The organism is Streptomyces sp. CG 926 (genome assembly GCF_003148825.1).
GTDB lineage: Bacteria > Actinomycetota > Actinomycetes > Streptomycetales > Streptomycetaceae > Streptomyces.
Window position 1 is genome coordinate 128553 of sequence record NZ_QGGZ01000008.1, and the last position, 23183, is coordinate 151735.

Annotated in this window: 25 protein-coding genes; 13 read left to right on the forward strand and 12 right to left on the reverse strand. The window is 71.3% G+C overall.

The window, feature by feature from the left end:
* Nucleotides 1-29: 29 nt before the first annotated feature.
* Nucleotides 30-506: a hypothetical protein gene (locus BCL76_RS21965; RefSeq protein WP_109781165.1), complete on the forward strand. Its 477-nt coding sequence runs from the start codon at nucleotides 30-32 to the stop codon at nucleotides 504-506.
* Nucleotides 507-562: 56 nt separating this feature from the next.
* Here BCL76_RS21965 and BCL76_RS21970 read toward each other — a convergent pair whose 3' ends face one another.
* The gene (locus tag BCL76_RS21970) at nucleotides 563-1336 is read right to left on the reverse strand and encodes a glycerophosphodiester phosphodiesterase (protein ID WP_109781166.1); all 774 of its coding nucleotides are present in this window, start codon (nucleotides 1334-1336) and stop codon (nucleotides 563-565) included.
* 100 nt (nucleotides 1337-1436) lie between these two features.
* Here BCL76_RS21970 and BCL76_RS21975 point away from each other — a divergent pair, with 100 nt between their 5' ends.
* Nucleotides 1437-1847 (forward strand): hypothetical protein, encoded by a 411-nt coding sequence (locus BCL76_RS21975; RefSeq protein WP_146228411.1) that lies wholly within the window; start codon nucleotides 1437-1439, stop codon nucleotides 1845-1847.
* Here BCL76_RS21975 and BCL76_RS21980 read toward each other — a convergent pair whose 3' ends face one another.
* From BCL76_RS21980 to BCL76_RS21990, 3 genes are all read right to left on the reverse strand, one after another.
* Complete coding sequence (locus BCL76_RS21980; protein ID WP_109781168.1) at nucleotides 1848-2465, reverse strand: hypothetical protein; 618 nt, start codon at nucleotides 2463-2465, stop codon at nucleotides 1848-1850.
* Between the two features lie 240 nt (nucleotides 2466-2705).
* The gene (locus BCL76_RS21985) at nucleotides 2706-3314 is read right to left on the reverse strand and encodes a hypothetical protein (protein ID WP_109781169.1); all 609 of its coding nucleotides are present in this window, start codon (nucleotides 3312-3314) and stop codon (nucleotides 2706-2708) included.
* Between the two features lie 138 nt (nucleotides 3315-3452).
* On the reverse strand, nucleotides 3453-5117 hold the full coding sequence (locus BCL76_RS21990; protein WP_109781170.1) for a fumarate hydratase: 1665 nt from the start codon (nucleotides 5115-5117) through the stop codon (nucleotides 3453-3455).
* Nucleotides 5118-5267: 150 nt separating this feature from the next.
* Between BCL76_RS21990 and BCL76_RS21995 the strand changes: the two genes are divergently transcribed.
* The 3 genes from BCL76_RS21995 (at nucleotide 5268) to BCL76_RS22005 (ending at nucleotide 7152) form a co-directional block, all read left to right on the forward strand.
* The gene (locus BCL76_RS21995) at nucleotides 5268-5936 is read left to right on the forward strand and encodes a DUF1707 SHOCT-like domain-containing protein (protein WP_258309837.1); all 669 of its coding nucleotides are present in this window, start codon (nucleotides 5268-5270) and stop codon (nucleotides 5934-5936) included.
* Nucleotides 5937-6011: 75 nt separating this feature from the next.
* A complete protein-coding gene (locus BCL76_RS22000) occupies nucleotides 6012-6611 on the forward strand; it encodes a TIGR03086 family metal-binding protein (protein WP_109781172.1) in 600 nt (199 codons plus the stop codon).
* A 142-nt stretch (nucleotides 6612-6753) separates the two neighbouring features.
* Nucleotides 6754-7152: a WhiB family transcriptional regulator gene (locus BCL76_RS22005; RefSeq protein WP_375137951.1), complete on the forward strand. Its 399-nt coding sequence runs from the start codon at nucleotides 6754-6756 to the stop codon at nucleotides 7150-7152.
* Nucleotides 7153-7365: 213 nt separating this feature from the next.
* Here BCL76_RS22005 and glpX read toward each other — a convergent pair whose 3' ends face one another.
* The gene (gene glpX, locus BCL76_RS22010) at nucleotides 7366-8397 is read right to left on the reverse strand and encodes a class II fructose-bisphosphatase (protein WP_030712049.1); all 1032 of its coding nucleotides are present in this window, start codon (nucleotides 8395-8397) and stop codon (nucleotides 7366-7368) included.
* A gap of 280 nt (nucleotides 8398-8677) precedes the next feature.
* Between glpX and BCL76_RS22015 the strand changes: the two genes are divergently transcribed.
* Nucleotides 8678-9196, forward strand: a complete 519-nt coding sequence (locus BCL76_RS22015; RefSeq protein ID WP_181382675.1) for a DUF4245 domain-containing protein — start codon at nucleotides 8678-8680, stop codon at nucleotides 9194-9196.
* A gap of 186 nt (nucleotides 9197-9382) precedes the next feature.
* Here BCL76_RS22015 and BCL76_RS22020 read toward each other — a convergent pair whose 3' ends face one another.
* The 4 genes from BCL76_RS22020 to BCL76_RS22035 all read right to left on the reverse strand — a co-directional run bounded on the left by BCL76_RS22020 (nucleotide 9383) and on the right by BCL76_RS22035 (nucleotide 13007).
* Complete coding sequence (locus BCL76_RS22020) at nucleotides 9383-9976, reverse strand: malonic semialdehyde reductase (protein WP_030764902.1); 594 nt, start codon at nucleotides 9974-9976, stop codon at nucleotides 9383-9385.
* Between the two features lie 112 nt (nucleotides 9977-10088).
* Complete coding sequence (locus tag BCL76_RS22025; protein WP_030385819.1) at nucleotides 10089-10307, reverse strand: exodeoxyribonuclease VII small subunit; 219 nt, start codon at nucleotides 10305-10307, stop codon at nucleotides 10089-10091.
* A gap of 54 nt (nucleotides 10308-10361) precedes the next feature.
* Nucleotides 10362-11594 (reverse strand): exodeoxyribonuclease VII large subunit, encoded by a 1233-nt coding sequence (gene xseA / locus BCL76_RS22030; RefSeq protein WP_109781174.1) that lies wholly within the window; start codon nucleotides 11592-11594, stop codon nucleotides 10362-10364.
* A 33-nt stretch (nucleotides 11595-11627) separates the two neighbouring features.
* A complete protein-coding gene (locus BCL76_RS22035) occupies nucleotides 11628-13007 on the reverse strand; it encodes an APC family permease (protein ID WP_109781175.1) in 1380 nt (459 codons plus the stop codon).
* A gap of 128 nt (nucleotides 13008-13135) precedes the next feature.
* Between BCL76_RS22035 and BCL76_RS22040 the strand changes: the two genes are divergently transcribed.
* Together BCL76_RS22040 and ppgK are read left to right on the forward strand one after the other, a co-directional pair.
* Nucleotides 13136-14140, forward strand: coding sequence for a 4-hydroxy-3-methylbut-2-enyl diphosphate reductase (locus tag BCL76_RS22040; RefSeq protein ID WP_375137952.1), 1005 nt, complete (start codon nucleotides 13136-13138; stop codon nucleotides 14138-14140).
* Between the two features lie 21 nt (nucleotides 14141-14161).
* Nucleotides 14162-14914: a polyphosphate--glucose phosphotransferase gene (gene ppgK, locus BCL76_RS22045; protein WP_109781176.1), complete on the forward strand. Its 753-nt coding sequence runs from the start codon at nucleotides 14162-14164 to the stop codon at nucleotides 14912-14914.
* 6 nt (nucleotides 14915-14920) lie between these two features.
* Here the strand turns inward: ppgK and BCL76_RS22050 are convergent, their stop codons facing one another.
* The gene (locus BCL76_RS22050) at nucleotides 14921-15442 is read right to left on the reverse strand and encodes a DUF6542 domain-containing protein (protein ID WP_258309838.1); all 522 of its coding nucleotides are present in this window, start codon (nucleotides 15440-15442) and stop codon (nucleotides 14921-14923) included.
* A 135-nt stretch (nucleotides 15443-15577) separates the two neighbouring features.
* Between BCL76_RS22050 and ychF the strand changes: the two genes are divergently transcribed.
* Nucleotides 15578-16666 carry a redox-regulated ATPase YchF gene (gene ychF / locus BCL76_RS22055; RefSeq protein ID WP_030764886.1) on the forward strand — a complete coding sequence of 363 codons (1089 nt, stop codon included), beginning with the start codon at nucleotides 15578-15580 and terminating at the stop codon, nucleotides 16664-16666.
* Nucleotides 16667-16774: 108 nt separating this feature from the next.
* On the opposite strand, the gene BCL76_RS22060 is transcribed toward ychF, so the two are convergent.
* Complete coding sequence (locus BCL76_RS22060; protein ID WP_109781177.1) at nucleotides 16775-17893, reverse strand: tyrosine-type recombinase/integrase; 1119 nt, start codon at nucleotides 17891-17893, stop codon at nucleotides 16775-16777.
* 24 nt (nucleotides 17894-17917) lie between these two features.
* Complete coding sequence (locus BCL76_RS22065; protein ID WP_109781178.1) at nucleotides 17918-18418, reverse strand: helix-turn-helix transcriptional regulator; 501 nt, start codon at nucleotides 18416-18418, stop codon at nucleotides 17918-17920.
* 121 nt (nucleotides 18419-18539) lie between these two features.
* Here BCL76_RS22065 and BCL76_RS22070 point away from each other — a divergent pair, with 121 nt between their 5' ends.
* From BCL76_RS22070 to BCL76_RS22085, 4 genes are all read left to right on the forward strand, one after another.
* On the forward strand, nucleotides 18540-18734 hold the full coding sequence (locus BCL76_RS22070) for a helix-turn-helix transcriptional regulator (RefSeq protein WP_109781179.1): 195 nt from the start codon (nucleotides 18540-18542) through the stop codon (nucleotides 18732-18734).
* Nucleotides 18735-19218: 484 nt separating this feature from the next.
* Complete coding sequence (locus tag BCL76_RS22075) at nucleotides 19219-20472, forward strand: DUF3631 domain-containing protein (protein WP_109781180.1); 1254 nt, start codon at nucleotides 19219-19221, stop codon at nucleotides 20470-20472.
* A gap of 314 nt (nucleotides 20473-20786) precedes the next feature.
* On the forward strand, nucleotides 20787-21362 hold the full coding sequence (locus tag BCL76_RS22080) for a hypothetical protein (protein ID WP_109781181.1): 576 nt from the start codon (nucleotides 20787-20789) through the stop codon (nucleotides 21360-21362).
* A complete protein-coding gene (locus BCL76_RS22085; RefSeq protein ID WP_109781182.1) occupies nucleotides 21352-23049 on the forward strand; it encodes a relaxase/mobilization nuclease domain-containing protein in 1698 nt (565 codons plus the stop codon). Before BCL76_RS22080 ends, BCL76_RS22085 begins: the two co-directional genes overlap by 11 nt.
* The last annotated feature ends 134 nt before the right edge of the window (nucleotides 23050-23183 follow it).

Here is a 23183-nt window from a genome sequence, read left to right on the forward strand (position 1 = left end):
CCGACCCGATGCCTCGTGTCCATGTAAGGGTGAGCCCGATCCTCGTAGCAGTCGCCGCCGTCCTCGCGGCCCTCCCGGCCGCCGCCTTCCTCCTCGTGAAGGTGGTGCACCTGCTGGCGATCCGAAGGCCCGGCATGAGCCGCGGCGCCGTCGGCCCCTGGGTGGAAGGCGCCGTCGCCTGCCTGAGCGTCGCCGTCATCGCCTTCACCCTGGGCAGCCTCAGCGGCTTCGACTCCCGCCCCGTGCGACCCTGCATCGCCGAACGCGCCGAGCGGTTCGGCCCGCAGTCCGACCGGACGCCCGACGGCGACATAAAGATCACCTCACGGGTCTTCCCCGTGTCCCGGGCGTGCGTGTTCCCCGACGGCGTCGAGGTCGAGCTCGTCCCGGTCTGGATCAATCCCCTGCAGGTGATCGCGCTGGCCGGGGTCGTCGCCTGCGGGGTGCGCGCGGTGCGCGCCGGCTTCTCGTCGAGGTCCTCGCGCACCGCGGGGCAGCGGGCCTGACCGGCTTCGGATCAGGTCCGACCGGGGCCTGATCCGTCCCGCCGTCGGGCCGCGCGTCAGCGGCCCTCCAGCTGCTCCCGCACCTGCCTGGGCCGGTTGGTGATGATCGTGTCCACGCCGAGCCGCAGGCACAGCTCCACGTCCTGCGGCTCGTCCACCGTCCACACCCGCACCGACAGCCCCTTCGCCTTCAGCCGGGCCACCAGCCCCGGGTCCCGGCGTACGAGGTCGATGCCCGGGCCCGCGTGGGTCGCGTAGGGCGGACGCACCGGGCGGAGCCGCCGCTCCATCAGGTAGACGGCGGGCAGCCCGGGCACCAGCCGGTGCAGCCGGGTCAGCGCGACGCGCGAGAAGCTCATCACCTCGACCAGCCCGGCAGCCCCGTCGGCCAGCCCGTACTCCCGGAGCATCCGCGTCAGCTCGACCTCCAGCCGGCCGCCGGCCCGGGTCGGGTGCTTGGTCTCGACGGCCAGCCCGACCGGCCGGTCCGCGGCCAGCGCCTCCCGGAGCAGGTCCTCGAAGAGCAGCACCCGGGCGCCGGCGTGCCCGGCCCCCTTCCACGCCCCGAAGTCGAGCGCGGACAGCTGCGCGTAGGTCATCTCCGATACCACCCCGCTCCCGTCGGAGGTCCGCTCCACCCGCCGGTCGTGCACGCACACCAGCTTGTGGTCGGCGGTCAGCCGGACATCGCATTCGAGGGCGTCGGCCCCGTCGGCGATGGCCTGCCGGTAGGCGGCGAGGGTGTGCTCGGGGTGCTCGTGGGAGGCCCCGCGATGGGCGACCACGCGCGTCGCGCGGGCGGTGCGGAGAGAGGGGGTCGTCGGCGCCATACGGAAATCCTTGCAAACCGGGGTGAACGCACAGGTGCGGGGTCGTGTCCCCGACGTTAACCCCGTGCGGGCCCCGGCCCGGCCAGGGCAGGCTGCCACCATGCCGATGCCGATGCCGATGCCGATGCCGATGCCGATGCCGATGCCGATGCCGATGCCGAGGACCGCCTCCTGCGCCCCGTGTCCCCGTTGCGTATTCCACGCCTGGCAGCTGACCGAGGGCGGACGGTTGCGGTGGATGGCCGAGTGGGAGTGCGACACCTGCGTGTTCGGGAGCCCGGAGACGTGCAACCGCGAGGAGGGAAGCGGCCCGGCCCCCGAGCACGTCCGCGCGGCCGTGGTGGCGGCCGAGGGGACGGTCCTGCTCCGTGTGGGCGGCGCCGGCGGCGCGGGCCTGAAGGTCTTCCGCGACGTGCTCGGCCTGACGATGACCGAGCTCCTGGCCGCCGTCCGGGACGGGTACCGGGCCACCCCCGTTGAGGCCCGGTGCCTGTCCGTTCCGGCGCCGTAGCTAGGCCTTCGGTCGCGGGGCCAAGGGTGCCGGGGTGACCTTGAACCCGCCCTTGGTGACCTCGGTGAAGGGGGCCGGGGCCATGCACGTGCCCACCTTGCCCTCGGCCACCGTGCCGTCCGGCTTCACGTCCACGTTGGCGATGCCCCACGAGAAGCCCAACCGGTCCGGGCCGCCGCGTTCGCCGTCCTGGACGCTGATCCCGATCCGCCTGCCCTCCCAGCCGACGTTCGAGGAGGTGACCACCGCGGTGACCGTGGCCGTCCGGCCGCCGGTGACCAGGCAGTCCACCTCCGCCTCGCCGACCGCGGTGAAGTTCTGGTCCGGCATCGCGTGGTAGATCGTCACCTTGCCGCGCGCGTCGACGGGCATGCCCTGCTCCCCGCCCGGGGCCGGGAAAGGCCTGCTCCACGGGACGGCCTCGGCGTCGACCGTGAAGCGGATGTCGTGCGACGCGGGCACGTAGGGGTAGTGCACCGTGCCACCCCCGTGCACCGCGGCGACCTTCGGCGCGGCGGGCGCCGCAGGGGTGGCGGGGGCGGGCGCCGCGGCGATCAGCGTCGCCATCAGGGCGACGGCGGTGCCGGCCAGGACGAGGGTGCGCTTGCGGTTCTTCATCGTGAACTCCCTCTGGCAGTGCAGCCGTTCGGCTACGGGAACAGCCTCGCCGGAGCTCTGCGGCCTGCCATCTGCCGGTGGGCGGACATGCCCGAGGGCCTCTCCCCCGATCGGGGGAGAGGCCCTCGTACGGTCGGGCTACGGACCGGGCCGCGGAGGGCGGCGACGCCCGCGCCCCTGGCCGCCGCTCCGGGCGGGTACCGGGCCACCCCCGTCGGCCCGGTACCCCGGGGGAGCCGCTCAGCGCGGGAGCGGCGGAAGCGGGGCCGCGGTGACCTTGAAGCCGCCCTCGGTCACCGTCGTGAAGGGGGCCGGGGCCATGCAGGTGCCCGCCGACGGCTTCGCGACATCGCCGTTCGGCTCCTGGTTCGGGGGGTCGATGTTGGCGACGCCCCACGAGAAGCCCAGACGGTCCGGCGCGCCCCGCTCGCCGTCCTGGACGCTGATCCCGATCCGCTTGCCCACCATGCCCACGTTCGACTTGGTGACCACGGCGGTGACGGTCGCGATCCTGCCGCCCGTGACCAGGCAGTCCACCTCGGCCTCCGAGGTGCCGGTGACGTCGTGCTCGGGGGAGTGGTGGTACACCGTCACCTTGCCCCGCGCGTCGGTCGGCATCCCCTGCTTGCCCTGCGGGTCCGGGAACGGCTTGCTCCACGGGGCCGCCTCCGCGTCGACGGTGAAGCGGATGTCGTCGTCGGCCGAGTAGGCGTAGAACACCGAGGCTCCGCCGTGCACGGAGGCGAGCTTCGGCGCGGCCGGCGCCGCCGGGGCCGGGGCGGCACCGATCAAGGTGGCGAGCAGTGCGGCGGATCCGGCGAAAAGGAGGGCGCGCGTACGGTTCTTCACTGTGAACTCCCGCTGTAGGTGAGCTGTTCGGCTACGGGAACAGCCTCGCCGGGAGCCCTTCGGCCCACCATCTGCCGATGGGCGGACATGCCCGAGGGCCTCTCTCCCGATCGGGAGAGAGGCCCTCGGGCGGTCGCGCTACAGGCCCGGGCCGCGGACCGGGATGTGGGTGAACGTCGGCTCCGGGGCAGGGTTCTGGAAGAAGTCGTTGCCCTTGTCGTCGACCACGATGAAGGCCGGGAAGTCCTCGACCTCGATCTTCCAGACCGCCTCCATGCCGAGCTCCTCGTACTCCAGGACCTCGACCTTCTTGATGCAGTCCTGGGCCAGGCGCGCCGCCGGGCCGCCGATCGAGCCCAGGTAGAAGCCGCCGTGCGTACCGCACGCGTCCGTCACCTGCTGGGAGCGGTTGCCCTTGGCCAGCATGACCTTGGAACCGCCCGCCGCCTGGAACTGCTCGACGTAGGAGTCCATGCGGCCGGCCGTGGTCGGACCGAAGGAGCCCGAGGCGTAGCCCTCCGGGGTCTTCGCGGGACCCGCGTAGTAGACCGGGTGGTCCTTCAGGTACTGCGGCATCGGCGCGCCCGAGTCCAGCAGCTCCTTGATCTTGGCGTGCGCGATGTCGCGGGCCACGACCAGCGGGCCGGTCAGCGACAGCCGGGTCTTGACCGGGTGCTCGGTCAGCGTCGCCAGGATGTCGTCCATCGGCTGGTTCAGGTCGATGGAGACGACGTCCGAGGCCTCGCTCAGGTGCTCGTCCGTGGTCTCCGGCAGGAAGCGCGCCGGGTCCGTCTCCAGCTGCTCCAGGAAGACGCCCTCGGCGGTGATCTTCGCGGTGGCCTGGCGGTCCGCCGAGCAGGACACGGCGATGGCGACCGGCAGGGACGCGCCGTGCCGGGGGAGGCGCACGACGCGGACGTCGTGGCAGAAGTACTTGCCGCCGAACTGCGCGCCGATGCCGATCTTCTGGGTCAGCTCGAAGACCTGCTGCTCCAGGGCCTCGTCGCGGAAGCCGTGGCCCAGCGCCGAGCCCTCGCGCGGCAGCTCGTCCAGGTAGTGCGCCGAGGCGTACTTGGCGGTCTTCAGCGCGTGCTCGGCCGAGGTGCCGCCGACCACGATCGCCAGGTGGTAGGGCGGGCAGGCCGCCGTACCGAGCGAACGGATCTTCTCCTCCAGGAACTTCATCATGGAGGCCTCGTTGAGGACCGCCTTGGTCTCCTGGTAGAGGAAGGACTTGTTGGCCGAGCCGCCGCCCTTGGCCATGAAGAGGAACTTGTACGCGCCGCCGTCGGTCGCGTACAGCTCGATCTGCGCGGGCAGGTTCGAGCCGGTGTTCTTCTCCTCCCACATGGTGATCGGGGCCATCTGCGAGTAGCGCAGGTTCAGCCGCGTGTAGGCGTCGTAGATGCCGCGCGAGAGCGCCGCCTCGTCGCCGCCCTCGGTCAGCACGTTCTGGCCGCGCTTGCCCATGACGATCGCCGTGCCTGTGTCCTGGCACATCGGCAGGACGCCGGCCGCCGCGATGTTCGCGTTCTTCAGCAGGTCCAGCGCGACGAACTTGTCGTTCGCGCTCGCCTCCGGGTCGTCGATGATCCGACGCAGCTGCGCGAGGTGCGCGGGGCGCAGGAAGTGCTGGATGTCGTGGATCGCCTCTTCGGCGAGCTTGCGCAGCGCCTCCGGCTCGACCTTGAGGAACGTACGGCCGTCCGCCTCGAAGGTGGACACGCCCTCGGCGGTCACCAGTCGGTACGGGGTGGTGTCCTCGCCCAGGGGCAGCAGGTCGGTGTACGCAAACTCTGGCATGACGGCAGTCATTCCTCACTCGGCAGACGGCGCTGGCGACCAATTGGCAGCGCGGTTAACCAGCGTAGGACCTCTTCCCCGCGGCGTGTCTGTGAGGTAAGGCTCACTCAGCAGTATCGCGATCTATCGTGTCTGGCTATGCTGGGCGTCGTGGACCTGGAAAAGCACCCCGACGCCCCCGCCCCCGCGACCGCCGGCCCCGCCGAGCTGCGCGCCTCCGACGCGGACCGGGACCGGATCGCGCAGATCCTCGGCGACGCGGTCGCCGAAGGCCGGCTGACGGCCGAGGAGCATTCCGACCGCCTGGACACGCTCTACGCGGTCAAGACCGTCGGCGAGCTGGAAGTGCTCGTACGGGATCTGCCCACGCCCGGCGGCGTCCATGCCTCGCCCGCGCACGCGGCCCCCTCCACCGCTCCGGGCGGCCCCGCCGAGACCATAGTGGCCGTGTGCAGCAGCTCCGCCCGCAAGGGCCGCTGGCGGCCGGGCCCGCACACCCGCGCCGTCTCGGTCATGGGCGACATCACCATCGACCTCACCGAAGCGGTCTTCGAACAGCAGGTCACCGAGATCAACGTGACCTGCGTCCTCGGCAACGTCGAGGTCCTGGTCCCGGAGAACGTCACCCTGCGCGGCTACGGCAGCGGCGTCCTCGGCAACTTCGAGGTACGCGGCGAGGGCCGCGGGGAGACCGACCCGCAGGCGCCGGTGGTGATCGTGCGGGGCTTCGCCCTGCTGGGCAACATCGAGGCGCGGCCCAAGCTCGGCGCCCGCCTGGTGGACCTGGCCCGCAAGCTGCGCAAGCGCCTGGACGGCTGACCGCGGAGGATCAACAGGCCGCGGATGCAATGAAATTCGGCCGACGGGTGACCGGGGACCTCTAGTGTCCGGTTCATGACGACAACCAAGTGGGAACTGCTCGACCAGGCGTACGCGACGCTGCGCGAGGCCGTCGCCGGGGTACCCGCCGACGGCTGGGACCGCCCGACCCCCTGCGCGCAGTGGAACGTCACCCAGGTCCTCCAGCACGCCGCCGGCGACCAGCTCGCCTACGCCGCCCGCCTGACCGGTGGGCCGGGACCCGCCGAGGACCCCTTCGCACCCTCCGGCACCCTGGCCGGGGCGCCGGCGGACCTGTTGGAACCGGCGCTCGCGGCCGCGGCCGAGGCCTTCGCCGGGGTCGCCCCGGGCACGGCCGAGGTGGCCGTGCCGCTGCCGCCCTTCTCCGTACCGGCCGAGACGGCCGTCGGCGCGGCCGCCCTCGACGCCGCCGTGCACGCCTGGGACCTCGCCGTCGCCACGGGCCGCCCCTCGGGCCTGACCGACGCGCTGGCCGCCGCGCTGCGCCCGGCCGCCGACGCCCTCGCCGAGCCGCTGCGCGGCTTCGCCTACGGCCCGGCCCTCCCTCTCACGCCGGGCGCGGACGACGGCGCGGCGGCGCGCCTGCTGGCCTTCCTCGGGCGGGATCCCGGATGGGCCGCGGCCGCGGAGTGACGGCCCGTGACGGCCCGCCCGACGGGGTCTCGTTTCGGACGAACCCCCGGCGGCCCGTGGCGCGCGGTGCATAGGGGCGCGTACAGCGGGTAGGGACAGGTGCGTCGTCTCTCGCTCACGTATACGTCGTCAGGAGTAGACCGTGCCGCATCCGCCGCATCAGTCCTTGCAGGTAGCCGCCGTCCAGAGTCTTCCGGGGCGCGCGGCGGCCGTGCCGAAGCCGCGGGTGCCGGCGAGGACGGAGGACGGCCCATGGCATGCGGAGGCGGTGTGCCGCCGGGACGAGGCGGGGCTCTTCTTCGCACCGTCCAAGGAGCCGACCGCGGCCCGGCTCTCGCGCGAGGAGGCCGCCAAGCGCGTCTGCGCCCGCTGCCCGGTGATGGTCGCCTGCCGGGAGCACGCGTTGCTCCAGCCCGAGCCGTACGGGGTGTGGGGCGGGCTCACCGCGGCCGAGCGCCGGGTGGTCCTGGCGCGGATGCGGCGCAGGGCCGCCGAGCTGCGTCAGGCCCCCGGAGCCGGGCCGATCGCCGCGGCGGGCTGAAGCGGACCGAAGCGGGCTGAAGCGGACCGAACGAAGCGGACCGACGGGGCCTGAAGCGACCTGAGGCGTGCTGCACCGGTCCCGGTCCGCCCGCGGCGGTCCGCCCGGGCGCCGGCCGCCGGGCGCCGACATCACGCCTGGATGTGCGAGAGGGGCGGTCCCGCCGCACGCGGTGACCGCCCCTCTCGCTTCCTCACACCGTGACGGCGGCGACTAGTGCGCGCGGTCGAAGTCGATCGCGCTGTACGCGCGCAGCTTCGACAGGCGGTGCGTGGAGTCGATCTGCCGGATCGTGCCCGACTTGGAGCGCATGACCAGCGAGGACGTCGTCGCGGTCTCCGAGCGGTAGTGGACACCGCGCAGCAGCTCGCCGTCGGTGATACCGGTGGCGACGAAGAAGACGTTCTCGCCGGACACCAGGTCGTTCGTGGTCAGGACGCGGTCCAGGTCGTGACCGGCGTCGAGCGCCCGCTGCCGCTCCGCCTCGTCCTTCGGCCAGAGCTTGCCCTGGATGGTGCCGCCGAGGCACTTTATGGCGCACGCCGAGATGATGCCCTCGGGAGTGCCGCCGATGCCGAGCAGCAGGTCGACGCCGGTGCCCTCGCGCACGGCCATGACCGAGCCGGCGACGTCGCCGTCGGAGATGAACTTGATGCGGGCGCCGGTCTCGCGGATCTCCTTGACGATGCCCTCGTGACGGGGGCGGTCCAGGATGACCACGGTGACGTCCTCGACGGCCATGTTCTTGGCCTTGGCGACCCGGCGGATGTTCACCGAGACGGGAGCGTTGATGTCGACGAAGTCGGCGGCCTCGGGACCGGTGACCAGCTTCTCCATGTAGAACACCGCGGACGGGTCGAACATGGTGCCGCGGTCGGCGGCCGCCAGGACGGCGATGGCGTTCGGCATGCCCTTGGCGTTCAGGGTGGTGCCGTCGATCGGGTCCACGGCGATGTCGACCTCGGCGCCCGTGCCGTCGCCGACGCGCTCGCCGTTGAAGAGCATGGGGGCCTCGTCCTTCTCCCCCTCGCCGATGACGACGACGCCGTTCATCGAGACGGTGGAGATCAGGGTGCGCATCGCGTTGACCGCGGCACCGTCCGCGCCGATCTTGTCGCCGCGTCCGACCCACCGGCCCGCGGCCATGGCGGCGGCCTCGGTGACCCGTACGAGTTCCAGTGCGAGGTTGCGGTCGGGGGCCTCCGGAGAGACTTCGAGCTGGGGCGGCAGGTTGTGCTCGGTCATCGGAGCGCACCTTTCTGTACGGCGACGGCCGGGAAGTGAGGGTGCTGGAACTCTATCGGTACGTCGACATATTGAGCAGGGCGGGTCACGTATGAGCGGCATATCGGTCAGTCGATTGTCCTGAGCGGACGTCTTGCGGCCCTCCCGGGCCGTCCGGATCTCCTCCGGGACTCCGCCGGATCTCCTCCGGGACTCTCCAGGGTCCGCCGACACGCGCCGCACCGCGACCCCGGCGGTGATCGCCGCCCCGCGATGCGGGACGATGGGGCGCGTGGCAGGTATGAAAGGCAAGCAGACGGTCTGGGACATGGTCCGGTCGCTGGGGGTGATCGGCATCGTCGTCGCCGGGATCTACCTCTTCGTCCCGCATGACGAGGAGGCCGACCCGACGCACGCGGTCGACTACCGGGTGGAGACCATCACGGCCCGGCGCGCGGCCCCGTATCCGGTGGCGGCCCCCGTGGGGCTCCAGGAGCAGTGGCGGGCGACCTCGGTGACGTACGAGCGCAAGAACGCCAACGCCTGGCACCTGGGCTTCCTCGACCCGGAGCAGCAGTACGCGGCGGTGGAGCAGTCCACGGACACCTCGGCCAAGTACCTCGCCAAGGTCACCCAGCAGGCGAAGGCCACCGGGCAGACGCAGCAGGTCGGCGACCTGACCTGGGAACGCTGGGACGGCGAGAAGTACGACGCCCTCGTGCGGCAGGAGCAGGGCTACGTCACGGTGGTGACCGGCACGGCCTCCTACGACCAGCTCGGCGCGCTGGCGGCGGCGCTGGAGTTCAAGCAGGGCAAGTAGCGCGAGCGGGACGGGCAGGGCGAGTGGGGGCGCGTCGCACCGCACCCGCCGCCCGCGCCCCCGCACGCCGCGCGCCCCCGCGCGCGTGGAACGCGGAACGTGGAACGTGTACGCGAGAAGGGCCGTGCGCCCCGGGATCCCGGGGCGCACGGCCCTTCTGCGTGTGCTGTGCTGCGGCGGAGCCGATCAGACGGTCGTGATGACCTCGTCGAAGCCCAGGCGCGGGGAGCGGTCGAACCAGGCACCCTCGGCGGCCGGCTTGCCGATGTTGATGACCATGATCGGGGTGTGGTCGGCGTCCAGGAATTCCTTCTGGATACCGGCGAAGTCGGCGCCGGTCATCGGGCCCGCGGCCAGGCCGGCGGCGCGGATGCCGATGATGAAGTACGCGGCCTGCAGCGCGGAGTTCAGCAGCGCGGACTGCTCGCGGACCGGGCGCTCGGAGAAGAACGCGTCCTTGGCCTGCGGGAAGTGCGGGAGCAGCTGCGGGAGCTCCTCGTGGAACTCGTTGTCCGCGGAGAGGATCGCGACCAGCGGCGCGGTGGCGGTCTTGGCGTCGTTGCCCTTGGCCATGTGCTGCACGAGGCGCTCGCGGGCCTCGGGGGAGCGGACCAGGGTGATGCGCAGCGGAGTCTGGTTGAAGGCGGTGGGACCGAACTTCACCAGGTCGTATATCGCCTGGACCTGCTCCTCGGTGACCGGCTCGTCGGTGAACGAGTTGGCCGTGCGGGCCTCGCGGAACAGCAGGTCCTGCGCGGCGGGGTCAAGAACGAGAGACATCGGAAAGCCTTCTTCCATACGGAGGTGAAGCGATGTCCCAGACTCTACGGCGGAGGTAGATGAATTTTCAACTAAATTGGCCTGCTGGTGATCGGGATCACTTCCGCCCGGGTCATTCCTCCTCGGCCGGCTCGCGTGCCGCGAGCGCCGAGTCCAGCCGGGCCCGGGCCCCCTCCAGCCAGTGCCGGCACACCTTCGCCAGTTCCTCGCCGCGCTCCCAGAGCGCGAGCGAGTCCTCCAGCGAGGTCCCACCGGCCTCCAGCTTGCGGACGACCTCGATGAGCTCGTCGCGGGCCTGCTCGTACCCCAGCGCCGTTCCGGCCTCTGTCATTCCCGTATCCATCCTCTGTGTGTCGTGCGACCACGTGATTGCGGCCGTGTGGCGCTATTGCGAAGCGGCGCTCGGGTCCGCCGGGGAGACCTCCACCGTGAACGTGCCCTCCGCCACCCGCGCGCGCAGCACGTCGTGCGGGGCCACCTCCTGCGGCGAGCGCACCACATGGCCGTCGGCCCGCTGCAGCACGGCGTACCCCCGCTCCAGGGTCGCCGCGGGGGAGAGCGCCACCACCCGGGCCAGGGTGTGGGCCAGTTCAGAGTCGGCCCGGTCCAGCAGGTGCCCCAGCGTGCGCCGGGCGCGGGCCAGCAGGGCGTCCAGCTCGTCCTCGCGGATCTCCACCATCCGCTGGGGGTGGACGAAGACCGGCCGGGCCAGGGCGTGCGCGAGGCCCCGTTCCTCCCGGTCGAGCAGCCCGCTCACCGCGCGCAGCCCCCGGGCCTGCAGCTGGCGTACGCGCTCCAGCTCCTCGCCGACGTCCGGGACCACCTTCTTCGCCGCGTCCGTGGGCGTGGAGGCCCGGACGTCCGCGACGAGGTCCAGCAGCGGGGAGTCCGGCTCGTGGCCGATCGCCGAGACCACCGGGGTGCGGGCCGCGGCGACGGCCCGGACCACCTCCTCGTCGGAGAAGGGCAGCAGGTCCTCCACGCTGCCCCCGCCGCGCGCCACGATGATCACGTCGACCTCGTCCAGGGCGTCGAGCTCCTTGACAGCCTGGACGACCTGGGGCACCGCGTGCACCCCCTGGACGGCGACGTTGCGCACCTCGAAGCGGACCGCCGGCCAGCGGCGCCGGGCGTTCTCCAGGACATCGCGCTCGGCCGCCGAGGCCCGCCCGACCACCAGCCCGATCAGCTGCGGCAGGAAGGGCAGCGGCTTCTTGCGGTCCAGCGCGAAGAGTCCTTCGGAGGCCAGGGACCGCTTGAGGCGCTCCAGCCGGGCGAGCAGCTCCCCGATGCCGACCGGCCGTATCTCCGTGGCCCGCAGGGACAGCTGACCGCGCGGGGCGTACCACTCGGGCTTGGCCAGCAGCACGACCCGGGCACCCTCGGAGACCACGTCGGCGACCTCGTCGAAGACCTGGCGGAAGCAGGTCACGCTGACCGAGATGTCGTGCGAGGGGTCGCGCAGCGTCAGGAAGACCACCCCCGCTCCCGGTCGCCGCGAGAGCTGCGTGATCTGCCCCTCCACCCACACCTGGCCGAGCCGCTCGATCCAGCCCCCGATGAGCCGGGACACCTGGCCTACCGGCAGCGGCGCCTCGGCCGACGTATTCAGACCCATGCACGCAGGCTATCCGGCGCCGCCGACAGTGCGTCAGGCCCCGGCGCCGGTGTCGCCGGGCAGGTCGCGGCGGCCGCGCTGGACGAACAGCACCGTCAGGCCCACCGCCAGCCACACCGCCCCCACCAGTTGCGCCGTCCAGGAGGCCTCGAAGATCACGGCGACGGTCACCGCCCCACCCAGCACCGGCATCACCAGGTGTTTCCACCAGTTCGGCGGACCCTCGCGCCGCTTGACCACGAACCAGCCCACCACCGAGGCGTGCAGCAGGGTGAAGGCCACCAGCGCCCCGACGTCCACCACCGACACCAACTGGTCGAGCCCGTCGTCGCGCCGGGCCGCCCACACGGCCGCGACCAGCGTGATGGTGGCCGCCACCAGCAGGGCGACCCGCGGGGTCCCGTCCGAGGTCCGGGCCAGCACCCGGGGCAGCCGCCGTTCCCGGGCCATCGCGAACACCAGCCGCCCGGCCGCCGCCTGCCCGGCCAGCGCCGCGAAGGCCGCCCCGATCGCCTTGCTGACCGCCACCAGGTCGTGCAACCAGGAGCCGACGGCCGACTCCACCGCGTCGTAGAAGGCCGGGCCCTGCAGCGCGGGCTCGGCCGCCAACTCCGCCGCGGACACGGGCATCAGCAACGCCGCCAGATAGCTCTGGGCGACGAACAGCAGCCCGGCCAGGGCCAGGCAGAACAGCACCGCCCGCGCCACCCGCTCCGAGCCGCCCGTCACCTCCTCGGCGAAGGAGGCGATGGCGTCGAAGCCGAGGTAGGACAGGACCGCGACCGACACCGCGCCCAGCACCGCCGCCGTACCGAAGGCCGGCGAGCCGTCACCGGTCAGCGGGGACAGCCAGCCGCGCCGGGCCCCGCCCTGGACCAGTACGGTCACCGCGGCCACCACGAAGACGAGCAGGACCAGGATCTCCATGGCCAGCACGGCGAAGCCCACGCGTGCCGCCGCCCGTACGCCCCACAGGTTCAACGCGGTGGTGAGCACGACGGCCAGGGCCGTCCACACCCACCGCGACACCTCCGGGACCAGCGCGTTCATGGCGATCCCCGAGAAGAGGTAGGCGACCGCCGGGATCAGCAGGTAGTCGAGCATCGCCATCCATCCGGCGATCAGCCCCGGTCCCTCGCCGAGACCCTTTCGGGCGTACGTGAAGACCGAGCCGGCCTGCGGGGCGACCCGCACCATCTGCGCGTAGGAGAAGGCCGTGAAGGCCATCGCCACGGTCGCGCAGAGGTAGACGAGGGCCACGGCGCCGTGCGACGTGGCGTCGAGCGTGCCGAAGACCCCGACGGGGGCCATCGGGGCGATGAACAGCAGGCCGTAGACGACCAGATCCCGGAAGCCGAGGCTCCGCCGCAGCGCCGAGGGCGCCGCCGCACTGGAATCCGTAACGGAAGCCATCCGTCCTCCGGGGTATAGGGGCGGGACAGGTGGGACGGGTGGGACGGGGGTGGTGCGGGGGTGGTGCGGGCTTTCGGGCAAGTGTGTGCCGTACGGCCGACGCCCGGCCTCCTGGAGACCCCCGTACGATGGAGCACATGACTGCTCCCGCCCCCGCTCCCGCTTCCCGCCGTGTCCTGCTCGCCGCGCCCCGCGGCTACTGCGCGGGCGTGGACCGAGCCGTGATCGCCGTCGAGAAAGCCCTTGAGCAGTACGGTGCGCCGGTCTACGTCCGCCACGAGATCGTGCACAACAAGTACGTCGTGCAGACCCTGGAGAAGAAGGGCGCCATCTTCGTCGAGCGGACGGAGGAGGTGCCCGAGGGCTCCATCGTGATGTTCTCCGCGCACGGCGTGGCGCCGGTGGTGCACGAGGAGGCGGCCCGCGGCAAGCTCGCGACGATCGACGCGACCTGCCCGCTGGTCACCAAGGTGCACAAGGAAGCCATCCGGTACGCGAACGAGGACTTCGACATCCTCCTCATCGGCCACGAGGGCCACGAGGAGGTCATCGGCACCTCCGGCGAGGCCCCGGACCACATCACGATCGTCGACGGCCCGCACGACGTGGAGAAGGTCACCGTCCGAGACGAGTCCAAGGTCGTCTGGCTGTCCCAGACCACCCTTTCGGTCGACGAGACCATGGAGACGGTCGACGCGCTGAAGACGAAGTTCCCGCTTCTCGTCTCGCCGCCGAGCGACGACATCTGCTACGCCACCTCGAACCGGCAGGCCGCCGTGAAGGTGATGGGGGCCGACTCGGACCTGGTCATCGTCGTCGGCTCGAGGAACTCCTCGAACTCGATCCGGCTCGTCGAGGTCGCCAAGGACGCCGGCGCGAAGGCCGCGTACCTGGTCGACTTCGCGAGCGAGATCGACGAGGCCTGGCTGGAGGGTGTCGGCACCGTCGGCGTCACCTCGGGCGCCTCGGTGCCGGAGGTCCTGGTCGAAGAGGTCCTGGAGTGGCTGTCGACCCGCGGCTTCGAGGACGTGGAGATCGTCAAGACCGCCGAGGAGTCGATCGTCTTCTCGCTGCCGAAGGAACTCCGTCGCGATCTGCGCGCCGAGGCCGCAGAACTGGTCGCCGACAAGTAACTCGTTTCGTACGGTATGTCCATGCAGATCTTCGGCGTGGACATCGGCGGAACCGGGATCAAGGGTGCTCCCGTGGACCTGGAGCGGGGCGACCTGGCTCAGGAGCGCCACAAAGTACTGACACCGCATCCGGCCACCCCCGAGGGGGTGGCCGGATGCGTCGGTGAGGTGGTGCGCAACTTCGACTGGGACGGGCCGCTCGGGGTCACCTTCCCGGGCGTGGTCACGAGCGGCGTCATCCGTTCGGCGGCCAACATGGACAAGTCCTGGATCGGCGTCGACGCGGCGACGCTGATCTCGCGCGAGCTGGGCGGCCTGCCGGTCACCGTCCTGAACGACGCGGACGCGGCGGGCGTCGCCGAGATGACGTACGGGGCCGGGCAGGGGCGGGGCGGCACGGTCCTCCTGCTCACCCTGGGGACGGGCATCGGGAGCGCCCTGTTCACGGACGGGCGGCTGGTCGCGAACTCGGAGCTCGGTCACCTGGAGCTGAAGGGCCACGACGCGGAGACGCGGGCGTCGGTCAAGGCCAAGGAGGACCACGACCTCACGTGGGAGCGCTGGGCGCACCGCGTGCAGAAGTACCTCCAGCACGTGGAGATGCTGTTCTCGCCGGACCTCTTCATCATCGGCGGGGGCGTCAGCCGCAAGCCGGAGAAGTTCCTGCCGCTGATCGAGGGCGTACGGGCCGAGATCGTCCCGGCCAAGCTGCAGAACAACGCGGGCATCGTGGGAGCGGCGATGGCGGCCAAGGCCGCGAAGGTCGAGCGGTAGGAGCGCTCAGCGGGCGATCCGCCGGGGCATCCGCCGCCTGCCGATCAGCACGGCCTTGCGCACGACGGCGATCAGCGCGGCGACCAGCGTCCCGGCGTACAGCCAGCCGGCGTGCAGGGACAGCGCGGACACCAGCCCCATCAGCTGCCCGCCGAAGCCGCCGGAGCCGCCGGAGATGGGCCACACTCCGGCGGCGAAGGCGATGGGCACGCCGATCGGCGCGGTGATCAGGTCGGCGGGCCGTACCCAGAGCGCGGTGGCGGCGGCGACGGGCAGGAAGAGCAGCCCGTAGACGAAGAGCGAGGAGCCGAAGAGCAGCCAGCAGATCCCGCCCACCAGCACCATGGCGGCACACGCGAACAGCCCGCCGCCGAGCCCGGTCAGCCGGGGCCGGGGCATCCGCCGCGCGAAGGCGGGCCGGCGCGCGCCGCCGCCGGCCTGGGCGGGTACGGCGGCGGACCAGGGTGCCTGGCGCTGGGCCGGCGGTCGCTGTTGGTGAGGGGCCGATCGCGTGCTGTATTGCTCCACGTCACCAAAGTAGGCCGGGAGCGGGTCGGATCGGGCCCCGGACACGCGTACATCCACCGCCACTCATCGGAAAGTAAACTGTCCGGTGGCCCACTCCTGGGCCGCCGCCCCCTCCAGCTACGGGAAGTCGCCAACGTGTCGCTCACGATCGGAATCGTCGGCCTGCCGAATGTCGGCAAGTCGACCCTTTTCAACGCCCTGACCAAGAACGACGTGCTGGCGGCCAACTACCCGTTCGCCACGATCGAGCCGAACGTCGGCGTCGTCGGCGTCCCGGACGCGCGCCTGGGCGTCCTGGCCGGCATCTTCGGTTCGCAGAAGGTCCTCCCCGCGACGGTCGACTTCGTCGACATCGCGGGCATCGTGCGCGGTGCCTCGGAGGGTGAGGGCCTGGGCAACAAGTTCCTCGCGAACATCCGCGAGTCGGACGCCATCTGCCAGGTCATCCGCGCCTTCAAGGACGAGAACGTCGTCCACGTCGACGGCAAGGTCTCGCCGAAGGACGACATCGAGACGATCAACACCGAGCTGATCCTCGCCGACCTCCAGTCCATCGAGAAGGCCGAACCGCGCCTGACGAAGGAGTCCCGCCTCCAGAAGGAGAAGGTCGCGGTCCTCGCGGCCGTCGTCGAGGCCAAGAAGATCCTCGAAGCGGGCGACACCCTCTTCTCCAAGGGCATCACCAAGGGCACCGAGCAGGGCGACCTGCTGCACGAGCTCCACCTGCTGACCACGAAGCCCTTCCTCTACGTCTTCAACGTGGACGAGGACGAGCTGACGGACGACGCCTTCAAGGCGGAGCAGAGCGCGCTCGTCGCCCCGGCCGAGGCGATCTTCCTCAACGCCAAGCTGGAGGCGGAGCTCATCGAGCTCGACGACGAGGAGTCGCTCGAGCTCCTGCAGTCGGTCGGCCAGGAAGAGCCCGGCATGGCCACCCTCGGCCGCGTCGGCTTCGCCACCCTGGGCCTGCAGACCTACCTGACGGCCGGCCCGAAGGAAACCCGCGCCTGGACCATCAAGAAGGGCGCCACGGCCCCCGAGGCGGCCGGCGTGATCCACACCGACTTCCAGCGCGGCTTCATCAAGGCCGAGATCATCTCCTTCGCGGACCTGGTCGAATGCGGCTCGGTGGCCGAGGCCCGCGCCAAGGGCAAGGCCCGCATGGAGGGCAAGGACTACGTCATGCAGGACGGCGACGTGGTCGAGTTCCGCTTCAACGTTTAATACGTCCGGCGAAAGGCCGTCTGACCTGCGACGGAGCGGGTTGGGCGGCCTTTGCGGTCCGCACAGAGTCCGCAGCATGCTGACTTCGGTCAGCGCGCGGGGGAGTGGCTACGCCGCTTCGTCGACCTGTGGCTGGGCATCAGCAGACTGGTCCGCGTACGCCTTGTCGACGGCGGCCCGGGTCCGCTCCTCAGAGTCGGGCCACAGGTGGGTGTAGATGTTCAGCGTCATGGCCGCATTGGTGTGGCCGAGGCGCTCGGAGACGGTCTTCACCGACTCACCGTGCTTGATCAGCAGGCTGGCGTAGTGGTGTCGGAGGGAATGGGGTCCGGTGCCCTTCGCGATGCCGGCCTTGGCACAGGCGGGCCGCCAGGAGGCGTCCATGAAGTGCGTGTAGACCACGGGTCCGCCTTGCGGCGCCGTGAAGATCCAGCCCTCGGGCCCATCGGCGGGGAAGCCCCGCAGGTGGGCCTTCATCGCATCCACCGCCACACGGGGGAGCGGAACCGTGCGGTGCGAGCGGGCGGTCTTGGGTGGGCAGACGTACACGCCGTGCTTGGCGGTCTGCTGGATCTGCTGCTCGACCGAGACCGTGGCATGCAGCAGGTCGAGGTGACGCGCCTGGAGGCCGAACAGCTCACCGGGGCGGAGTCCGGTGGCCGCGCCGAGCAGCACGAGGCCCTTGTAGCGGGCGGGAATCTCCTCGGACAGCTTCCGTACCTGGTCGACGGCCAGCGGCACGATCTTCTTCCGGGGCACCGAAGGCAGTTTCGCCTCGGCGCACGGGTTGTGAGGGATCATCCGGTCACGGACGGCCGCCCGGAAGACGGCGTTGACCGTGTTGAAGACCGTCCGTGAGGTGCTGGCGGCCAGCCCGTGCGTGGTGGTCAGACTGGTGACCCAGCTCTGTACGTCGCCGGGCTTGATGGCGCCGAGTGACCGCTTCTCCCAAGCCGGGTAGACGTAGCAGCGCAGGTGCTGGGCCACCGCCTTGGCCGTGGAAGGCCGATGCGGCTGAATGGCCCGCCATTCCTCCGCGTACTCCTTGAAGGGCTTCTTCGCCGATCGCGGGTCGACGTACTGACCGGTGACCAGGCTGGCCGTGACCTCGTCGATCCAGCGCTGGGCGTCGATCTTGCGGTCGAAGTGGCGGGCGTGCTCCTTGCCTTCGAGGTCGCGGTAGCGGGCCCGCCATTTGCCGTTGGGGCGCTTCTGGATGTTCGCCAAGTGGCTTCTCCTTCGTGTCGGTTGTCAGTAGTGGCCGCCGTCCTCGATGTCGTTGCTGAGGGTGAGAGCGTCCCGCTCGTCGCCCATGAGGCGGAGGCGCTGCTCGTGGATCGCCCGCGAGCTGTCCGGGTGGGCCTTGATGTGGTCGGCGATGGCGACCACGGCGTGATGGAGGCGGTCACGTGCGTCGCGGGTCTCGTAGAACGCCTCGACGGCTTCTTGGACGAGCCGCCGGCTGGCGATGTCGAGCCCCTCCAGGGGCGGGGACATCAGTTCTTCGAGAGGGAGCTCGAAGACGCGGGAGAAGGCGAGGGCCTCGTCGAGGTTGATGCGCCGGCGGGGGGTGGCGTTCTCGATGCGCCAGACCGCTGTCTGGTTCATCTTGACGCCGGCTCTGGTCACCCGCTCCGCCAGCTCGGTCGTGCTCCACCCTCTGACCTCGCGCTCCAGCGCCACGCGCGCGGCCACGTTCCCCTCGCTGTAGAGCAGCGGCACCTCGCCGCCCTCGGGCCTGTCGCCTGCCATCGAACCTCCATCGCCACCGTCGCTATCCCAATTGAAACATGGGCTTCCCGATTGGGGTAACCGCCGATCCTGGGGCACAACTTTATGCAGATCGAATCGTCACCTAGCCGAATGGGAATGCATGCGATACCTGACCACCGCCGAGGTCGCCGAGCGCTACCGCACAGCCGAGAGCACCGTCCGCTACTGGCGCCACATCGGGAAGGGGCCGCGCGGCATCAAGGTCGGCAAGCGGGTGCTGTACCCCGAGGCGGAGCTGCTGCGGTACGAGCAGACGCTGATCGACGGCCAGGACGAATGGGGCCTGGCCTCGTGAGCCGCCGACAGCCCCGGACACAGCAACGGCCCCCGGCGCGCCAACGCCGAGGGCCGGAGATTCCCCTGCCTGTCGCCCATCCCTGAACGAACGAACCGGTGAGGGGCGGGACCTTGCCCGTCCCGTCCCTCACCTGAGAGGAACGTCTATGGAGGACTCTACGTCCCCCGCCACCTCGAACGCATCCGAGGTTGTCTGGCCCACCCCCGCGGTTCCCGGCCAGGGCATCCCCTGGCGCAACGGGGACCGAACGGGGTCACGGTCCCCTGCTTCGACGGGTGTTCCGGTCGGGGACCGAGACTCCCCTAGCACGGAACATGTGCAGGTCAGCGACCCGGGGACCGGTCCCGCCGGAGCGGAAGCCGGGGACCGGGCGGGGACTTCCGGTCCGCCGGTCCCCGAACCCGGTCCCCGAATCCCGGACGAGCGCGACGCCCCCCGAGCCGATGGTGAGGACCACGGTCCCCACGTATCTGCGGGGACCGTGGTCCCCGACGGTGGTTCGGGGACCGGGGACCCCGCCCGTGCGAGCGACGAGACGGCGGACGAAGGAGCCGCACTGCTGGATGACCTCCGTGCGGCGATCGGCCGGTACGTGGTGCTGCCGAGCGACGAGGCCCTGACCGCGGTCACCTTGTGGGTGGCGGCCTCCCACATTCAGCCCGCCCTCCAGCACGCGCCGCGTCTGGCGGTGGTGGGGCCGACCAAGGGGTGTGGAAAGTCCCGGGTCCTGGACGTGTTCCACGAGACCGTGTCCCAGCCGATGATGACGGTGAACACCTCGCCTGCGGTGGTCTTCCGGATCATTGGCGAGGACCCGCCGACGCTGCTGGTGGACGAGGCTGACACCATCTTCGGCCCGAAGGCTGGCGACAAGGAGGACCTGCGCGGTCTGCTGAACGCCGGGCACCAGCGAAACCGGCCCGCCTGGCGGATCTCCGGCCCGGAGCACAAACCGACTGCGTTCCCGACCTTCGCCATGGCAGCGCTCGCGGGCATCGGCGACCTGCCGGACACGATCATGGACCGGGCGGTCGTGCTCCGCATGCAGAAGCGCAAGCCCGGCGAGAAGGTCGCTCCCTTCCGCTCCCGGCACTCCGTCCCGGAACTGAACGCGCTGCGCGACCGGCTGACCGCGTGGCTGACCCCGCTGCGCGGGGCAGCGCACCGGCTGGTGCCACCGATGCCGGTTGAGGACCGGGCTGCGGACACCTGGGAGCCATTGGTCATCGTCGCAGACCTGGCGGGCGGCCACTGGCCCGCGCAGGCCCGTGCGGCCTGCCTGGCGATGACCAGGAACGAGGTGGTCCAGGACGAACAGACGACGCTGAAGACCCGGTTGCTGCGCGACATCCGCCGCGTCTTCGGGCAACAGGGCGATACGGAGGCGCTGCGCAGCCACGACCTGCTCGCCGCCCTCGCCCAGGACGCCGAGGCGCCGTGGGCTGAGTACGGGACGAAGGGCCTGAACGCCTACCACCTGGCCAACCTGCTGCGCGACTTCGGCATCAGACCGGCCAACCACCGTTTCGAGAACGGGAGGCAGGCCAAGGCGTACGGCCGTAACCAGTTCCTCGACGCCTGGGCCCGCTACTGCCCCGACCCCGCCCAACCGGCACCCGCAGCCAATGAGGCCGCGCTCGCACGTCGAGCCCAGGACAAGCCGCCGACCCCTCCGTCCGGGACGCTGCCCATCGGCCCGCCCGGCGGACCTGCCGGCCCCAGGCCCACCCGCTGACATCAGCTCCGTATCAACCGTCGCATCCGTCCCCGCGCAGGTCAGCGCGGGGACGGAGTTCCTCGCCGATACGGATCACTCCGTACCTGCGACCGCCTCCGTACCTGTCCTGACCAGCTACGGGACGGATGCAACGGACGTGACGAAGCCCCACCGCACACGACCACCGGAGCACCACCATGCCTGAAGCGAGCACCGAGAACACCTCAACCCGCCGCCGCAAGGGATTCTTCGGCCTGACCCGCCGATCAGCAGCAAGCTGGAGCGAACGAGCCTCTAACGAGGCTTCGTCCGCGCTTGCCCCCGCCTCAGGGGTGGCGGAGGAGAAGGCCGAGCGCCAGGGGGCGCCCGAGCCGGAGGAGGGGGTAGCGGAGACCAGTTGTCCGCCCGCAGCCGACTCCGTCGCCCCGAGCACTCAGCCGCCGGCCGATGTCCCGCCGCCCGTCGAGCAGCCCTCCTGGCGGGATCTCGACGCGCCCGCCCTGCCCGCGCTGATGAACCGCAAGCGCACCGTGGAGAAGCGCGACCATGAGAAGACCATTCGCTTCACCCGGACCGCTGTGAGCGTGATCAGCGCGGCGGCTCACCAGCGCGGTCAGAAGTTCGCCGGATTCGTCGGCGACGCCGCCCTCGCCGTAGCCCTGGGCAAGGCGGGGCTGGTCGGCAGCCCGGAGGACGACCCGGTCCGCCCGCTGATCGAGGCCGTCGAGGCGCACACGGTCGCGCTGCACCGCATCGGCGGCAACCTCAACCAGATCACCGCAGCCATCCACCGAGGAACAGTGCCCGAGCGCGCCGAGGCGGTGCTGGACCGCGTCGAGCAAGCCGCCGAGAACAGCTACCGACTGATCGACCAGCTCCTGACGGAAGGCACCGCGCATGGTTCCTGACGTCTCCACCGGCTCCGACACCCGCGGACTGATCGTCTACCTCTTCGGCCCCGGCCGCCGCGACGAACACACCGCCCCACGCATCGTCGCCGCCTGGGACATGGCCGGCGCCCCCGACCCCGGCCGCGACCCCGAGGCCACCTACACCCGGCTTGCCAAGCGCCTCGACCACCACGTCGACCTGCGCACCTGCGAGCTGGGCGGCAAGAAACCATCCCAGCATGTCTGGCACTGCCCGGTCCGCACCGCGTCCGGCGACCGCTACCTCACCGACACCGAGTGGGCCAAAGTCGCCCGCCGCATCGTGCACGCCACCGGCATCGCCCCGGAAGGCGACGACAAGGCATGCCGGTGGATCGCGGTGCGGCACGCCGACGACCACATCCACCTCATGGCCACCACTGTCCGCGCCGACGGGCGCCGCCCGCGCACCCACCGCGACGGACAGCGAGCCCAAGCCGAGTGCCGCAAGATTGAGACCGAGTTCGGCCTGCGCCGCCTGAAGTCCGGCGACCTCACCGCGCCCCGCACCCCCACCGGCGCCGAACGCGCCAAGGCGGAACGCCAGGGCCAGACGGTCACGGCACGGCACTGGCTGCGCGAGCAGGCGTACGCGGTCGCCGCCGCCATACACAACGAAGCCGACTACTTCACCGTGTTGCAGTCCCTCGGCGTCAAGGTCAAGACCCGCCTCGGCCCAGAGACCGGCGACGTGATCGGCTACAGCCTCGCCGCACCCGGCGACACCAACGCGGCCGGCGAACCCGTCTGGTACGGCGGCTCGAAACTCGCCCCCGACCTCTCCATCAACCGCCTACGCGAACGCCTCCCCGACCAGGAGATGGCCGACCGCCCCCGGTACGTGGCGGACCCCGCCGAACCATGGCGCCACACCACCACCGCCATACACGCGGCACGCACCGTCCTCGACTCCGGTGACGATGCCGCCGCCCAGGGCCACCTGGCCGCCTTCGGCGACGCCCTGTACAACATCGCCAGCGCCACGACCGGCCCTCACCGGGCCGAACTGCGGGCGGCAGCCATGGCGTTCAACCGTGCTCGCCGCTCCGCCACCCGCGCCGACCACCAAGCCGCCACCGTCCTGCGCAAGGCCGCCAGGGAACTCGCCTACGCCTCCAGCGAGCCGGGCGGGCTCGCTATCGCCCTGCTCTTCGCCATCGTGCATCTGGCCCGCGCCGCCGCCAAGTGGCACGAACAGCACGGCCACGAACAGCAGGCTGCTGCGGCCGAAGAAGCCTTCCGCCACCTACAGGCGGGCTACCAGCAGGCCGCCCCACCCGTTCTGGCGGACTTGGCCCGCCGCGCACCACGAGCCGCGACCGCCAGCCGCTACGAGCAGGACCTTCGCGTGGCCCTCCCCGCCCACGCCGACCGGATCCTCGCCGACCCCGCTTGGACCGCCCTGACCACAACCCTCGCCCAAGCCGAGACCGCCGGCCGCAACCCCCGACGCCTCCTGGCCGAGGTGGGCACCCAGCGGGAACTCAACAGCGCCGAGCACCCCGCCGAGGTCCTCAACTGGCGCATTACCGCTCAGCCGAACCGGCGGACGCAAGCGGCTCGCATGCGAAGCGCCGCCAGCGGAACGTCGTCCATGCCCGGCCCGCCACACCCTCCAGTCACACCAGTGGCCACGAGGCCCGAAGAGCGCAGTCGACACCGCTGACGCCACGGCCCAATGTCCGCGCCACGCGTCGTGGCGGGGACATCGGGGCGATTTAACGGCCGGCTGCGTGCCAGCCACAAAACTGCTCACGCTGATTCCCCACGCGCTCCGGTGGACAGGTGTGTCGCTCCGGT

Coding starts and splice junctions, on each gene's coding strand:
- BCL76_RS21970 (WP_109781166.1), bottom strand. CDS start 1,336: ATGGCGCCGACGACCCCCTCTCTCCGCACCGCCCGCGCGACGCGCGTG.
- BCL76_RS21975 (WP_146228411.1), top strand. CDS start 1,437: ATGCCGATGCCGATGCCGATGCCGATGCCGATGCCGATGCCGATGCCG.
- BCL76_RS21980 (WP_109781168.1), bottom strand. CDS start 2,465: ATGAAGAACCGCAAGCGCACCCTCGTCCTGGCCGGCACCGCCGTCGCC.
- BCL76_RS21990 (WP_109781170.1), bottom strand. CDS start 5,117: ATGCCAGAGTTTGCGTACACCGACCTGCTGCCCCTGGGCGAGGACACC.
- BCL76_RS22000 (WP_109781172.1), top strand. CDS start 6,012: ATGACGACAACCAAGTGGGAACTGCTCGACCAGGCGTACGCGACGCTG.
- glpX (WP_030712049.1), bottom strand. CDS start 8,397: ATGACCGAGCACAACCTGCCGCCCCAGCTCGAAGTCTCTCCGGAGGCC.
- BCL76_RS22015 (WP_181382675.1), top strand. CDS start 8,678: ATGAAAGGCAAGCAGACGGTCTGGGACATGGTCCGGTCGCTGGGGGTG.
- BCL76_RS22020 (WP_030764902.1), bottom strand. CDS start 9,976: ATGTCTCTCGTTCTTGACCCCGCCGCGCAGGACCTGCTGTTCCGCGAG.
- BCL76_RS22025 (WP_030385819.1), bottom strand. CDS start 10,307: ATGACAGAGGCCGGAACGGCGCTGGGGTACGAGCAGGCCCGCGACGAG.
- xseA (WP_109781174.1), bottom strand. CDS start 11,594: ATGGGTCTGAATACGTCGGCCGAGGCGCCGCTGCCGGTAGGCCAGGTG.
- BCL76_RS22035 (WP_109781175.1), bottom strand. CDS start 13,007: ATGGCTTCCGTTACGGATTCCAGTGCGGCGGCGCCCTCGGCGCTGCGG.
- BCL76_RS22040 (WP_375137952.1), top strand. CDS start 13,136: ATGGAGCACATGACTGCTCCCGCCCCCGCTCCCGCTTCCCGCCGTGTC.
- ppgK (WP_109781176.1), top strand. CDS start 14,162: ATGCAGATCTTCGGCGTGGACATCGGCGGAACCGGGATCAAGGGTGCT.
- BCL76_RS22065 (WP_109781178.1), bottom strand. CDS start 18,418: ATGGCAGGCGACAGGCCCGAGGGCGGCGAGGTGCCGCTGCTCTACAGC.
- BCL76_RS22070 (WP_109781179.1), top strand. CDS start 18,540: ATGCGATACCTGACCACCGCCGAGGTCGCCGAGCGCTACCGCACAGCC.
- BCL76_RS22085 (WP_109781182.1), top strand. CDS start 21,352: ATGGTTCCTGACGTCTCCACCGGCTCCGACACCCGCGGACTGATCGTC.